Origin of the sequence: Nonomuraea sp. CA-218870 (genome assembly GCF_050936535.1) — a bacterium.
In the GTDB taxonomy this organism is placed as follows: domain Bacteria; phylum Actinomycetota; class Actinomycetes; order Streptosporangiales; family Streptosporangiaceae; genus Nonomuraea; species Nonomuraea corallina.
In genome coordinates this window covers 958,034-971,817 of the sequence record NZ_JBNJMN010000001.1, presented here as the reverse complement: position 1 = coordinate 971,817, position 13,784 = coordinate 958,034, and the positions used below count along the sequence as shown (strand labels likewise).

Genomic DNA, 13,784 nt, shown 5'->3' with positions numbered 1-13,784 from the left:
CCTGAAGTCCTTGTTACGCGCTTGGCGAACCAGGGCGTCCCTGGGCTTTGGCATCACCAGTACGAGGCCGCCGACCTGGTCTATCGTGGCCGAAACGTGATCATTTCCACAGGCACCGCCTCCGGGAAGTCTCTGGCGTACCTCACGCCGGCGGTCAGCGCCTGCCTCGACGGCGGCACCGTGCTGTATCTCACACCGACCAAGGCCCTGGCCGCCGACCAGCTCCGCGGCATCCGCGACCTGCGCATCACCCAGGTCAGAGCCGCCTGTTTCGACGGTGACACCCCCTTCGACGAACGCACCTGGGTGCGCAAGCACGCCAACTACGTGCTCACCAACCCGGACATGCTGCACCGGAGCATCCTGCCCAGGCACGCCCAGTGGTCGCTGTACTTCCGCCGGCTGCGGCTGGTGATCGTGGACGAGTGCCACGGCTACCGGGGCGTGTTCGGCTCCCACGTGGCCCAGATCCTGCGCCGCCTGCGCCGCGTCTGCGCTCGGTACGGTTCCTCGCCCGCCTACCTGCTGGCCTCGGCCACGGCCAGCGAGCCCGGCGTGTTCGCCAAGAGGCTGACCGGGCTCGACGTGGACGAGGTGACGGAGGACGCCTCGCCCAAGGGTTCGACCACCATCGCGTTGTGGGAGCCGCCGCTGACGGAACTGAGAGGCGAGAAGGGCGCCCCGGTGCGCCGCACCGCCACGGCCGAGGCCGCCGACCTGCTCGCGGACTTGGTGCTGGCCGACGTCCGCACCCTGGCCTTCGTCCGCAGCCGCCGCGGCGCCGAGACGGTGGCGCTCCAGGCCCGCGCCAAACTCGCCGACGTCGCCTTCTCCCTGTCCGCCCACAGCACTCCCCCCGGCCACGACCTCGCACGTGATCAGGCCCCGCGCCGCCCGCGCAGCCACGGCCCAGAGCCCCCGGACGCCCTCCCGCGTGACGCCGGTGACGACTCGTCCCCGGCGCGCACCGGTGCGGCGCCGGGATCCCTGTCATGGGCGCTGCCCGAGGACGAGGGGTGGGAGGGGCTGCCCGAGAAGGTGGCCGCGTACCGGGCCGGCTATCTGGCGGAGGACCGCAGGCTGCTGGAGAAGGCGCTGCGCTCCGGCGCCCTGATGGGCCTGGCCACCACCAACGCCCTGGAACTCGGGGTCGACGTGTCGGGCCTGGACGCCGTGCTGATCGCCGGCTGGCCGGGCACCCGCGCCTCGCTCTGGCAGCAGGCCGGTCGGGCGGGGCGCGAGGGCCAGGACGCGCTGGCCGTGCTCATCGCCCGTGACGACCCGTTGGACACCTACATCGTCCACCACCCGCAGGCCCTGTTCGGCCGGCCGGTCGAGGCCATCGTGCTGGACCCGGACAATCCGTACGTGCTCGGCCCGCACCTGTGTGCCGCCGCCGCGGAGATCCCGCTCACCGAGCGGGATCTCCCGGTGTTCGGCGACGCCGCGCCCGGCGTGCTCGAAGCGCTCGTCGCCGAGGGCCTGCTGCGCCGCCGCCCGGCCGGTTGGTACTGGACCAGGCGGGAACGCGCCACCGACCTGGCCGACATCCGCGGGGGCGGCGGAGCCCCGATCCACGTCGTCGAGTCCGCCACCGGCCGCCTGCTCGGGAGCGTGGACGAGCCGTCGGCCCACACGACAGTGCACACCGGCGCGGTGTATCTCCATCAGGGCGAGACGTTCCTCGTGGAGGAGCTGGATCTGGAGGCCGGCGTGGCGCTGGTCGCCGCCGCGACACCCGACTACTCCACATTCGCCAGGGACATCACCGACATCTCGGTCCTGTCCACCCTGCGCTCCCAGCCGCTCGGCCCCGGCACCCTCCACTTCGGCGAGGTCGAGGTCACCCGTCAGGTCGTCTCCTACCTCAAGCGCCGGACGCAGTCGGGCGAGATGCTCGGCGACGAACCCCTGGACCTGCCGCCGCGCACCCTGCGCACCCGCGCCGTCTGGTGGACGCTCCCCGCGGCCGAGGTCGCCCCGCTGGCCGAGGAGGGCTTCGACCTGGGCGGGTGCGCTCACGCCGCCGAGCATGCCGCCATCGGGCTGCTCCCCCTCTTCGCCACCTGCGACCGCTGGGACATCGGCGGCGTGTCGACGGAACTGCACGCGGACACCGGCCTGCTCACGGTCTTCGTCTACGACGGCCACCAGGGCGGCGCCGGCATCGCCGAGCGCGGCTACACGCGTGCCCGGGAATGGCTCACGGCCACACGCGAGGCCATCGACTCCTGTGAGTGCGAGCGCGGGTGTCCTTCGTGCATCCAGTCGCCCAAGTGCGGCAACGGCAACGAACCGCTGGACAAACAAGGCGCGCTCCGCCTCCTGGCCACACTGCTCCGCCCTTGACCTGGGATGGCGGCCGCGCCACGCGATCCCGGCGTCTTGGCGCCGGTGCCGGCATCCGCGGCTGTCCCACCGGGGACATACTTCGGCAAAGGATGCGAGACACGCGATATCGCGCCAGGGCGTGGCGGAAATGAAGTTGACCGCCATGACCACCACGGAGACCGGCACCGCCCGCACGTCCTCGGTGACGACACGGCCGGGCACGAGTTTCTCCTGCTCGCGTGCGTCATCTACGCTCCCGGCACGGTCCTGTTCGTCATCACCAGGCGCGAACGGGGCAGACGCCCCCTCTCCAGGGTCGAGCCGGCACTGTCGGCCGTCGCGGTCGCCGGCACCCTCGTCGGCCTCACCGGCCTGGCGACCGGCCGGCTCACCATCTGACTCGTCAAGGAGGAAGGAACCATGACCGATCAGCTGCTCGGCGTCCACTCTGAGGTGGGCACGCTGCGCAAGGTCATCGTGCACCGGCCGGAGCTGAGCCTCCGGCGGCTCACCCCGGCCAACCGTGACCGGCTGCTCTTCGACGACATCATCTGGGTGGAGCACGCGCAGCGGGAGCACGACGCGTTCGTCGACGTCATGCGCGAGCACGGCGTCGAGGTCTTCTACCACCAGGAGCTGCTCGCACAGGCGCTGGACGGCAGCTTCGAGGCCAAGCAGCGCGCCGTCGAACAGGCCGTGACCCATCTGACCGTCGGCCCGGCGCTCGTGGACGGCGTCCGGGAGACGCTGGTGGGATGGAGCGGCGAGAAACTGGCCGCCCACCTCATCGGCGGGCTGACCAAGCAGGAGTACGGGGTCACCGGGCTGGAGGGGAGCTCCCTGGTGGCGGCCTCGGCGCGGCCGGAGGACTTCATGCTGCCGCCCTTGCCGAACTCCCTCTATCAGCGTGACCCGGCCGCCTGGCTCTACGGCGGGGTGTCGCTCAACCCGATGTACTACCACGCCCGCCGGCTGGAGACGATGAACCAGAGCACGATCTACCACTATCACCCCATGTTCGCCCGGGAGGAGTTCGCGTTCTGGTATCCCGAACGCGGTGAGGAATCGCGGTTCGACGAGGAGGACTACGGCTCCGCCACCATGGAGGGCGGCGACATGATGCCCATCGGCAACCGCACGGTCGTGATCGGCCTGAGCGAGCGGACCAACCCGCGCACCGTGGAGCACATCGCGCTGTCGCTGTTCGGCAAGGGCTCGGTCGACCGGGTGATCGCCGTCGAGATCCCCAAACGGCGTACGTACATGCATCTGGACACCGTGTTCACCTTCCTGGACGTGAACAAGGCGGCGGTCTATCCGCCGTTCCTGGACACGGCCGTCACGTACTCGCTTCGTCCCGCGGACAAGCCGGGCACTCTCGACGTCCACATGGACGCCGGCTTCGCCGAGGCGGTGGCGGACGCCCTGGAGATCCGCGAACTGGAGCTGATCCCCACCGGGGGTGACGACTACCAGCAGGCCCGCGAGCAGTGGGACTCGGGCAACAACTTCTTCGCGCTCTCCCCCGGCGTGGTGATCGGCTACCACAAGAACCAGTTCACCAACCGGCAGTTGCGGGCCCGGGGGGTCGAGGTGATCGAGATCGAGGGCTTCGAGCTGGGCAAGGGGCGAGGTGGCGCCCGCTGCATGACCTGCCCCATCCAGCGGGCGCCGATCTGATGCCGACGACTTCGACAGTGACTCGTAGGTGTTGACGGTGATTTCTGGTCGTTTGTGATTTTCTGATGGTCAGGGGTTCGTTCAGGTCGCCGACTACGGTGTCCGCCCCGTGACCAGGTCATGCCGACTCCAGCCCACTGGTCTGGGCGAGCCGGGTTTCGAACGTGAGCAGGCCGGGATGCTGCTTGCGCAGGGCCGGGATGTCGGCGTTGTATCCGGACTCTTCGAACCAGAAAAGCATCCGCGCCTCCTTGCCCATCGCCCGCAGCAGCACCCGTGGAATGCGCGCATGCGGCCCGGCCTGCCCGCGTCCTTCAGTGCCTGCTTCAGCGATTCCTGGTCCGCCATGTCTCCGGCGACGACCTCCACACCCCGCGCGGCCATCGCCTTGCCCGGGGCGCCCGACGGATCTCGGGTCAGCGCCCGCACCCGCCCGCGATCGACCAGATCGCCGACCTGCAACGTCAGATCAGCGAGGACATCTTCAGCGGCATGTCCGCCGAGGACCCAGCGCGACCTGGCCCGGCTGCTTCGCGTCTTCCTCGACACGACCCACGGGGCCGGATGTCCTCCAGCCTGATGGCCCTCCCAGGGCTCCGGCTTGAGCCTGGATCGGGCCTCGGCACATCTCGACAACGTTCCGGAGATGAAGAGCGGCACGCCTGAGATCCCATGTCCGGCGATCAGCTCGGTGATGCGATCCTCACGCCGTTGCAGCTCGGTGCCGGTGCCGCCAGGAACTGGTGCGTCTTCCGTCCAGGGCATACGTCGGCTTGGCGGGGCCGGCCTGTGCGGGGCCGGCGCGCGAACGGCCCGTCACGGTGCGGGCGCCGAAGCCGGGGAGTGAGATCGTGAGTGATGTCCGCACGTCCGCCACCGCGCCGGTGATGGCGCAGCTCGACAGGTCGGCGCCGTTCTGCCGCGCCAGGGCCGCCGCCCTGGCGCAGGCGCCTTCAGGGTCCACGAGCGCCAGCTCGGCAGCGGCCAGCGCGCTGAGGTCGGCGGCGTCGTGCGCCCGGTGGCGTGCGACACGTACGGAGCCGGCCGTGGCGAAGGCCAGGGCCACGGTCATCAGCAAGCCCATGAGGGCGACGCCCCACAGTGTCGCCGACCCTCGGTCGTGGCGTGGCATCTGAGCCTCCAGATCAGGATTCGGTGGCGGCGGTGGCGGAAGCGGTGACCCGTACGGCGGGCAGCGCGGGGCCCCAGGGTGGCCGGACGGCGAGGGAGATGTGCACGGTTGTGAGGTCTGGGGTGCGGTCCACTGTCACCTCGGCTCGGGAGTGGGTGGCGGAACGGGCGAGGTCTCGTACCTGATCGAGGCTCTCGCCCCTGGCCGCGGCACGAGCGGCGGCGCGGGCGGCGTCCACGCATTCGAGGTGCGCTCCGACGGCCTGGATGGCCCACAGCGCCGCCGCGAGGACGACCATGAGAGCGGGGAGCATCGCGGCCGTCTCAGCGGTCACGGAGCCTTTGGACGGCCGCCGGCGCGTGGTCATCCGTTGGTGTTGAGCGCCCGGTCTATCAGGGACGACAGCATCTGCTGAACTTCGGGGCTGCTCACCACCTTGAAGAGCAGAGCGGCGAAGGCACAGGCCGCGATCGTGCCCACCGCGTACTCGGCGGTGGACATGCCCCTGTCGCGCGCGGCCCCGCTCGAACGAGCCTGCCTGAGTGACCACCAGCGGCGGCAGCGGGCGCGGAAGGACAGGGTGTTGACGTACTGCATCGTGCCTCCAGGAAGGTCGGCCGGGTGTCCGGCGTTGCGGGTCCCAGGTTCGCTCGCACGGGTTCGGGGCCAGGAGACCGAGCGTCGTTCTGGGGACAAGCGGGTGGGTGGTGCCACAGGTTGTGGACGAAGCGCCCTTGAGTCCGGAACCCAACAGGCGTGTGTCCTGGTGAACGGAAGCCAAGGCAGGTGCGGGCAGTCCGGAAGGCCGGGCGGGTGCGGGCACGTCAAGGCAGGACGATCGTGCCGGCGAGGCCGGCGATCACGGGGATGATGCCGAGGAAGACGAAGGCTGGGAGGAAACAGAGGCCCAGGGGCGCCACCGCTTTGACCCCCACGCTGCGCGCCGCGGCGGCAGAGGCCGCTCTCGACGCTTCGCGGGCATCGTCCGCCAGACGGGTCAGGACATCGGCCACGGGCGCGCCGCTCTGGGCTGCTCGGATCATCGCCCGCGCGAGTTGAGCGGTGGCAGGATCGCGGGACAGGTGATTCCAGGTGGGTTCGGGGTCGGCGCCGAGCTTGAGCTGGGCCGACACCCAGGCGAGCCGGAGCCCGAGTGGACCACTGATCGCTGTGGCGGCGATGTCGGTGGCGGCGCTGATGGGCCGGCCCGCCAGCAGGCAGGCTGCCATGAGATCGGCGGCGAACGGCAGGTCGGCGGCGATCCGGTCGCGGTCACGCCGGAGCTCCGGCGGATCCCTGCGATGGAGGACCGCGGCGGTGGCCGGTGTGACCAGGAGAGCCATCAGAAGGCCGGGGACGCCGCCGACCAGCAGGGCGACGATCACTCCGACGCCCAGGGACGGGATGACGGTGCGGCTGGAGAGTTGGCGCCGGGCCTCCGCCTTGCCGTCGAGCCAGACGGGCGAGGGCGAGGGATGGGAGCCGCCCTGCTCGTCGAGCAAGGCAGGTGTGGAATGAACGAAGGACGGCTCGGGCAGCAGGCGGGCCAGGCGGTGAGCAGGGGTGCTGGGCGAGATCCACAGGTAGGCCGACAAGGCGGCGCAGAGGACGGAGGCGAGGGCGAGCATGGGAAGCCCTTCGGGTGACTGGGGATGAGGCGGGGGCGCGCGAAAACCGGGCCCCGAGATGTACGGATCGGGGTGGTGGACGGGTCCGTGAGGATCAGGGATTCGCTGCCCGGGTCGCCATGCGATGGGTCCACCAGAGGCCGCAGGCGTCCAGGGAGAGGCCGGCCGTGAGGCAGAGCAGGCCCGGGAGGCCGCCCAGCAGGAAGGCCAGCGGGCGCATGCCCAGAGCGCCGACCATCAGGAGCCCCAGGGCCGGGAGCACGGCCAGCATCCTGGCCGTGGTCCGAGGGCCTGCCAGCTGGGCCGCCACGTCCTGGCGGTGCGTCTGAGAAGCGCGCAGGGTCGTGGCGACGCGGTCCACGAGGGCGCTCAGGCCGGCACCGGCCGTCAGACTGACCTCCCAGCAGGCGGCGAGGCGGCGCAGTCCCTCACCGCCCTCCTCCGGGGCGGCCTGGAGGAGGGCGGCGGCCACGTCCCCGCCGTCTCTGGCCGCGGCCGACACGGGGCGCAGCGCGTCGGGGTCGGGGAAGTCGACCGCGGTGAGCGCTCTGGTCAGGGCCTCCCCCGAGGTACGGCCCGCCGACAGTTCGGCGGTCATGGCATGGCACAGCTCGATCGACGCCCGGCGCCAGGCGTCCGCGCGGCGTGACCTGTCCGGGCGGGCGACAAGGGTCTTCAGGGCGCGTGGACCGCGTTCGTCCTGGCGGCGGGTGAGCCGGCCGAGTCGCAGGGCCCCGGCGTCGGGACCGGTCCACAGCCAGACGGCGAGAGCGGTGAAAAGGGCGGCGGCCATCAGGCTCATGACGGCTCGCGGCCGGCCGCGCCGGGGACCGCACTCGGAGCCATGCCGGAGGTCGTATCCGGGTGGCGGGCGGGAGGGGCGGATCGGCGGGTCGGAGGCGGTGTGGGCCGGCTGGAGGGCGGGGTGTCGCCGGTCAGAGAGGCGAAGGCGGGTCCGGGGCGGGCGTGGCCCTCAGGGGTGAACGTCACGGCGGGGATCGCCTCGACGAGGCCGTCGGCGGTCCGGGCCAGCAGGCGGATCTCGGAGACGCGGCGTTTGCCGTCGACGCGGCTGCGGGTGAGGTGGATGACGACGTCCAGGGCGGCGGCCAGCTGGCTGTGGACGGCTTGTCTGCTGAGGCCCGCGGCGCACCCCAGGGCCTCCAGCCGGGGCGGGACGTCGGCCGCCGTGTTGGCGTGCAGGGTGCCGCAGCCGCCCTCGTGACCGGTGTTCAGGGCCGCGAGGAGGTTGACCACCTCCGCTCCCCTGACCTCGCCGACCACCAGCCGGTCGGGTCGCATGCGCAGGGCCTGGCGGACGAGGTCTCTCAGGCCCACGCCGCCCGCCCCCTCCAGGTTGGCGGGTCTGGACTCCAGGCGGACCACGTGGGGGTGGAGGGGGCGGAGTTCGGCGGAGTCCTCGACCAGGAGGAGGCGTTCGCCGGGGTCGGCCAGGGACAGCAGGGCGGACAGGAGGGTCGTCTTGCCGGTGCCCGTGCCGCCCGAGATCAGGAAGGCCCGTCTGGTCGTGACCAGGGTCGTGAGGATGGGGACGGCGGCGGGTGTGATGGTGCCGGCCGTCACCAGGTCCGGCAGCGTGAACGTGCGCCGGGGCGGCAGGCGCAGCGAGACGCAGGTGCCTCCCGAGGCGATCGGGGGCAGGATCGCGTGGAGGCGGACGCCCCCCGCCAGGCGGGCGTCGACGTACGGGGAGGCGTCGTCGAGCCGGCGGCCCGCCGCGGCGGCCAGGCGCTGGGCGAGTCGGCGGACCGCGGCGTCGTCGGTGAAGGTGATCGGGGTGAGACGCAGGCCATGGCCGTCGTCGACCCAGACTTCGCGGGGGCCGTTGACCAGGACGTCCGTCACGTCGGGCGCGGCCAGGAGCGGCTCCAGGGGGCCGGCGCCGATGAGGTCGGCGCACAGGGCGCGGGCGACGGCGAGGATCTCGGCGTCGCCGTAGACGGCGCGTTCGGCGCGGAGCGCGACGGCCACCTGCGCGGCGGTGGGTTCGGCGCCCGCTCTGGCGAGGCGTACGCGGACGGCTTCCACGAGTTCGGGGGTCACCTGATGGGGCACGGGGGCCTCGATTCTGGGACTGAGCTGGACGGGTGAGCGGCTCACCGGATCGCCGCGGGGTCAGGCCGGGAGGATGTCGTGCAGGAGGGTGGCGCAGAGGGCGCCGAGGGCGGTGCGGGGGCCGAGCCGGGGAAGCTCGCCGCGGTTGAGTGTGGCCGTCAGGCGGGGGTGGTCGGGCAGGCGGGCGGCGGCGGGGATGGCCAGGGAGGCGGCCGCCGTGTCGGGGTCGAGGACTCCGGGGCGGATGACGGCGCGGATGTCGGAGGTGTGCTCGGCGGCCCGGCGCAGGACCTGGGCGGCGGAGAGGACGCCGCGGACGTCCGCGGTGGCGACCAGGAGGGTGGTGGCGGCCCTGCCGAGGGCTTCGGCGGCCGCCGTGTCGAGGTGGCGCGGGAGGTCCACGACGACCAGGTCGAAGCCCCGGCGGCCCGCTTCGAGGACCGAGCGCATGGCCTCGCGGGGGATGGGGCGGATCTCGCCCCGGTGGAACGACAGGACGGAGAGGTCGCCGAAGCAGGGCAGGGCTCCCTGGAGGGCCGAGGCGCTGACGCGGCCCTGCCGGGCCACCAGGTCGGCCCAGCGGGCCCCCTTGGTCTCCTCCCTGCCCAGGAGTGCGTCCAGGCCGCCTCCCAGCGGGTCGGCGTCGACCAGGAGGGTGCGGAGCCTGTCGTGGGAGGCCCGCAGCGCCAGGCACGCCGACAGGACGCTGGCACCGGCCCCGCCCCGGCCGCCGATCACGCACAGGATCACGCCCGATCTGGGGTCCGGCTCCATGGCGTCGGCCAGCTCCTCCACCAGGCGGCGCTCGTCGTCGGGCAGGGGGACGACCGTCTGGGCGCCCACGCCGACGCAGCGCCGCCAGGTGTCGGGGTCGTCGGGGGTGCGGGTGACGAGGAACACGCGGTCCCTGGCCGGCGGGGCGCAGGCGGCGACGGCGTCGGCCAGGTCCGCGCCGACGACCACCAGCGGGGCCGGGCCCCAGAACGGGCGGGCGTGCGCGGGGGCGTGGGCGACGTCGAGCTGTGCGCCGGCCGCGGCGGCGATGCGGACCAGGTCGTCGAGCAGGTCGCGGTCCTCGGTGATGACCAGCGGGCGATTCATCGGGCCTCCCTTGGGTCGGGGAGGTCCGACCATGCCCGGGGCGGGCCGGGGCGCGCGGAGGCGAACGGGGTTCTGGGGATGACGGGCCCGGAGCGTGCACAGGCTGTGGACAAGCGCGCCGGAGAGGTCCGGAAATGGGGCGACCCCCGCCGGGGGGAGAGCGGGGGTCGCCTGTTCGGTCCGGCTCCGGGGGGGTAGAGCCGGTCCCGTTTCAGAAGAAAGCTTTCATCACTTCACCAGAGCATGGCAAGGGACTGGGAAACAGAACCCCGTACAGAGTCGCTCCAGTTTCCGGTGATACACCCGTATGCTGCCCGATCGACTCGAGATTCGTCGAGGCGTAATCTGCCATTCGCGCCAAGTTTTTTGGCAATCGCATAACGATCGCATAAAGCAGGTCACAGACGGTGATCGTCACGACTTGATAACCACGCGCGGGAACCATCGCGCGGAGCGCCACACCGTACCCGCGGCCAACCTCCGGTAAAGGTCGTGCTCGCGGGGGTTCCCATCAGGGCGGATCCGTCGTAGAAAGGTGACACGGACGAGATGTCCGGGTGCGTCAGCCGGGTACCCACGCGCGACCAGCCGCGGGAGGCGCGTCATGACGGGCTTGACCCGCTCCGACGAATTGAGGTGCACGCTTGGTAACCCGGTGTGACGCACCGCCGGACGGCGTCTCTTGACAGAGGCGCCGTCGGCTATGTCGTCAGCCTCTTTGCATGGCTTCGCAGATGGCGGCGGCTTCCCGCACTCCCAGGCTTACCGCAGAGGCACATTGTTGTATCCACTGGGCGACGCCCTCGGGTGTGCCGCTCAGGTAGGCCCGCAGCCCCTCCGCGTACGGCAGCTCCAGGTGCCCCACCTCGACGGCCACCAGTGACTTCGGGTCGAGCCCGTACTCCACCAGCGTGAGCCGTTCGGCGGCGCGCGCCACCAGGCCGTCGGCCGTGCCGAAGGGCCGCAGCACCGCCAGCTCGGCGTGCGTGATCGCGGCCAGCACCAGCGCGGGGGGCTTGGTGGCGCCGGCCATCAGCTGGAAGAGGCTCTCCATCCGGGCCGCCGTCTCCTCGGCGGAGGGGGCGGGGCCGAGGCCCAGCGGGTCGGGGGCGTTGTCGGCCGTCCTGGGCCTGCCCAGGGCCTCCTGGCCGGTCAGCCCGGCCGCGGCGAGCGTGTGCAGTCGGGCCAGCACCTGCCTGGGGGCCTGGCGCCAGGTGGGCCCGAGCCGGCCCAGCTCGACGGAGGCGCGCAGCGCTCCCTGCACGACCGGGTCGTGCGCCTCGTCTCTGCGCAGCGCGTCGAGCGGGACGTCGGCGCCCGCGAGCGCGGCCGAGGCGCGGGCGCCGCGCAACGACGACTCGGTGGACACGGCCGGGCTGGCGCGGCGCAGGACACGGTGGCGGTAGAGCCGGTCGACGGCCTCCCGGGCGGCGTCGACGGCCTCGGGCACGCCGGGAAGCCGCGCGATGACGGCCAAGGGGTCACTCACGGATATCGACCATACCCGCGGGTAGAGGGTCGCTCTCGCCGCCCTCTCCCAAGGGGGGCCCATAAAGCAGCCGCCTTTGGCGCGTTCCACGAAAGAGAATCAGAATGACAACGTTTCAATAGCTTTTGTCGAGCGAATCGGCAAGCTGTCGGCTTCGTGCGACGAACGGTACAGACCTGTCTAGACCTCTTGTGTGGGCACGTCGTGACCTGGTGAAGTGGTGCTTGACCCAACGGAGTACGGCCCAGAAGGAGCGCGAACGTGGCCCCGGAGACCCCTGGCAACGAGACCCAGGCACTGTCCAATCTGCTGCAGGAGAACCGCCGGTTCGCGCCGCCGGCCGAGCTGGCAGCGGCCGCGAACGTGACCGCCGCCGCCTACACCGAGGCCGACGCCGACCGCCTCGCGTTCTGGGAGCGTGCCGCCGAGAGGCTGACCTGGACCAAGCGATGGGACACCACCCTGGAGTGGAACCCGCCCTTCGCCAAGTGGTTCGTCGGCGGTGAGCTCAACGTCGCCTACAACTGCGTCGACCGCCACGTCGAGGCCGGTCGCGGCGACAAGGTGGCCTACTACTGGGAGGGTGAGCCCGAGGGCGACACCCGTGTGATCACGTACGCCGAGCTGCAGGCAGAGGTCTCCAAGGCGGCCAACGCCCTGCGCGAACTGGGCGTCGGCAAGGGCGACCGGGTGGCCATCTACATGCCGATGATCCCCGAGCTGCCGATCAGCATGCTGGCCTGCGCGCGCATCGGCGCCGTCCACTCCGTGGTGTTCGGCGGCTTCAGCGCCGCCGCGCTGAAGAGCCGCATCGACGACGCCGACGCCAAGCTCGTCATCACCGCCGACGGCGGCTACCGCCGCGGCAACCCGTCGGCGCTCAAGCCGACCGTGGACGAGGCCGTCGCCGAGTGCCCGCAGGTGGAGAAGGTCCTGGTGGTACGGCGCACCGGCCAGGAGGTCGAGTCCGGCGCCAAGGACGTGTGGTGGCACGACGTGGTCGACCGCCAGAGCGCCGAGCACACCCCCGAGCCGCAGGGCGCCGAAGACCCCCTCTACATCCTCTACACCAGCGGCACCACCGGCAAGCCGAAGGGCATCCTGCACACCACCGGCGGCTACCTGACCCAGACCGCCTGGACGCACGACGCGGTCTTCGACCTCAAGCCCGAGACCGACATCTACTGGTGCACCGCCGACATCGGCTGGGTGACCGGCCACTCCTACATCGTCTACGGCCCGCTGGCCAACGGCGCGACGAGCGTCATCTACGAGGGCACGCCCGACACCCCGCACCGGGGCCGCTTCTGGGAGATCGTGCAGAAGTACGAGATCTCGATCCTCTACACCGCGCCGACCGCCATCCGGACGTTCATGAAGTGGGGCGACGACATCCCCGCCAAGTTCGACATGTCGAGCCTGCGCATCCTCGGCTCGGTGGGCGAGCCGATCAACCCCGAGGCGTACGTCTGGTACCGCGAGAACATCGGCGGCAGCCGCTGCCCGGTCGTCGACACCTGGTGGCAGACCGAGACCGGCGCGATCATGATCAGCCCGCTGCCCGGCGTGACCGAGGCCAAGCCGGGCGCGGCCATGCGCCCGCTGCCCGGCATCGTCGCCGACGTGGTCGACGACCAGGGCAACAGCGTGCCCAACGGCGGCGGCGGCTTCCTCGTCGTCCGCGAACCGTGGCCGTCCATGCTCCGCACGATCTGGGGTGACGACCAGCGCTACATCGACACGTACTGGTCGAGGTTCGACGGGATGTACTTCCCGGGCGACGGCGCCAAGAAGGACGAGGACGGCGACCTGTGGCTGCTGGGCCGCGTCGACGACGTCATGCTCGTCTCCGGGCACAACATCTCCACCACCGAGGTGGAGAGCGCGCTGGTCAGCCACCCGAAGGTGGCCGAGGCGGCGGTCGTGGGCGCCACCGATCCGGTGACCGGCCAGGCCATCGTGTCGTTCGTCATCCTGCGCGGCACGGTCGAGGAGAGCGACGACATCGGCGCCGAGCTGCGCGCGCACGTCGCCAAGACGCTGGGCCCGATCGCCAAGCCGCGCCAGATCCTCGTGGTGCCTGAGCTGCCCAAGACCCGCTCCGGCAAGATCATGCGACGCCTGCTGCGCGACGTGGCGGAGAACCGGAGCATCGGCGACGTCACGACGCTGGCCGACAGCACGGTGATGGACCTGATCTCGGAGAAGCTCCCGTCGGCGAAGGCCGAAGACTAGGATTCCCGCGCGCGACCCCCTGTCCCGGCATCCGGGACAGGGGGTCGCGCGCGTGCCGGACCGGCGCGGCGCTATGTTCTCGGATCGGGTAGAGCTGGGAGTGATTGCGGGA

12 protein-coding genes and 1 pseudogene are annotated in these 13,784 nt (G+C 71.7%); 3 read left to right on the top strand and 10 right to left on the bottom strand.

The window, feature by feature from the left end; translation table 11 throughout:
- Positions 1 to 96: 96 nt before the first annotated feature.
- Together ACQEUU_RS04860 and ACQEUU_RS04855 are read left to right on the top strand one after the other, a co-directional pair.
- Positions 97 to 2,349: a Zn-binding domain-containing protein gene (locus ACQEUU_RS04860; protein WP_433060843.1), complete on the top strand. Its 2,253-nt coding sequence runs from the start codon at positions 97 to 99 to the stop codon at positions 2,347 to 2,349.
- Positions 2,350 to 2,751: 402 nt separating this feature from the next.
- The gene (locus tag ACQEUU_RS04855; protein ID WP_433060840.1) at positions 2,752 to 4,011 is read left to right on the top strand and encodes an arginine deiminase; all 1,260 of its coding nucleotides are present in this window, start codon (positions 2,752 to 2,754) and stop codon (positions 4,009 to 4,011) included.
- Positions 4,012 to 4,129: 118 nt separating this feature from the next.
- On the opposite strand, the gene ACQEUU_RS04850 is transcribed toward ACQEUU_RS04855, so the two are convergent.
- From ACQEUU_RS04850 to ACQEUU_RS04805, 10 genes and pseudogenes are all read right to left on the bottom strand, one after another.
- Entirely contained in the window at positions 4,130 to 4,252 is a 123-nt protein-coding gene (locus ACQEUU_RS04850) for a hypothetical protein (RefSeq protein ID WP_433072023.1), read from the bottom strand.
- Between the two features lie 77 nt (positions 4,253 to 4,329).
- A pseudogene (locus ACQEUU_RS04845) lies at positions 4,330 to 4,776 on the bottom strand (NmrA family NAD(P)-binding protein); the annotation flags it as partial.
- A complete protein-coding gene (locus ACQEUU_RS04840) occupies positions 4,715 to 5,143 on the bottom strand; it encodes an Rv3654c family TadE-like protein (protein ID WP_433060838.1) in 429 nt (142 codons plus the stop codon). The gene ACQEUU_RS04840 and the pseudogene ACQEUU_RS04845, both read right to left, overlap by 62 nt.
- 13 nt (positions 5,144 to 5,156) lie before the next feature.
- Positions 5,157 to 5,477: a TadE family type IV pilus minor pilin gene (locus tag ACQEUU_RS04835; RefSeq protein WP_433060835.1), complete on the bottom strand. Its 321-nt coding sequence runs from the start codon at positions 5,475 to 5,477 to the stop codon at positions 5,157 to 5,159.
- Between the two features lie 29 nt (positions 5,478 to 5,506).
- Positions 5,507 to 5,740 carry a DUF4244 domain-containing protein gene (locus ACQEUU_RS04830; RefSeq protein ID WP_433060833.1) on the bottom strand — a complete coding sequence of 78 codons (234 nt, stop codon included), beginning with the start codon at positions 5,738 to 5,740 and terminating at the stop codon, positions 5,507 to 5,509.
- A 227-nt stretch (positions 5,741 to 5,967) separates the two neighbouring features.
- Positions 5,968 to 6,771, bottom strand: coding sequence for a type II secretion system F family protein (locus ACQEUU_RS04825; RefSeq protein WP_433060830.1), 804 nt, complete (start codon positions 6,769 to 6,771; stop codon positions 5,968 to 5,970).
- 94 nt (positions 6,772 to 6,865) lie between these two features.
- Positions 6,866 to 7,564: a type II secretion system F family protein gene (locus ACQEUU_RS04820; RefSeq protein WP_433060827.1), complete on the bottom strand. Its 699-nt coding sequence runs from the start codon at positions 7,562 to 7,564 to the stop codon at positions 6,866 to 6,868.
- Positions 7,565 to 7,569: 5 nt separating this feature from the next.
- Complete coding sequence (locus tag ACQEUU_RS04815) at positions 7,570 to 8,847, bottom strand: TadA family conjugal transfer-associated ATPase (RefSeq protein ID WP_433060825.1); 1,278 nt, start codon at positions 8,845 to 8,847, stop codon at positions 7,570 to 7,572.
- A gap of 60 nt (positions 8,848 to 8,907) precedes the next feature.
- Complete coding sequence (gene ssd, locus ACQEUU_RS04810; RefSeq protein ID WP_433060823.1) at positions 8,908 to 9,948, bottom strand: septum site-determining protein Ssd; 1,041 nt, start codon at positions 9,946 to 9,948, stop codon at positions 8,908 to 8,910.
- A gap of 709 nt (positions 9,949 to 10,657) precedes the next feature.
- A complete protein-coding gene (locus tag ACQEUU_RS04805; protein ID WP_433060821.1) occupies positions 10,658 to 11,437 on the bottom strand; it encodes an oxidoreductase in 780 nt (259 codons plus the stop codon).
- Positions 11,438 to 11,698: 261 nt separating this feature from the next.
- Between ACQEUU_RS04805 and acs the strand changes: the two genes are divergently transcribed.
- Entirely contained in the window at positions 11,699 to 13,672 is a 1,974-nt protein-coding gene (gene acs, locus ACQEUU_RS04800) for an acetate--CoA ligase (RefSeq protein ID WP_433060818.1), read from the top strand.
- The last annotated feature ends 112 nt before the right edge of the window (positions 13,673 to 13,784 follow it).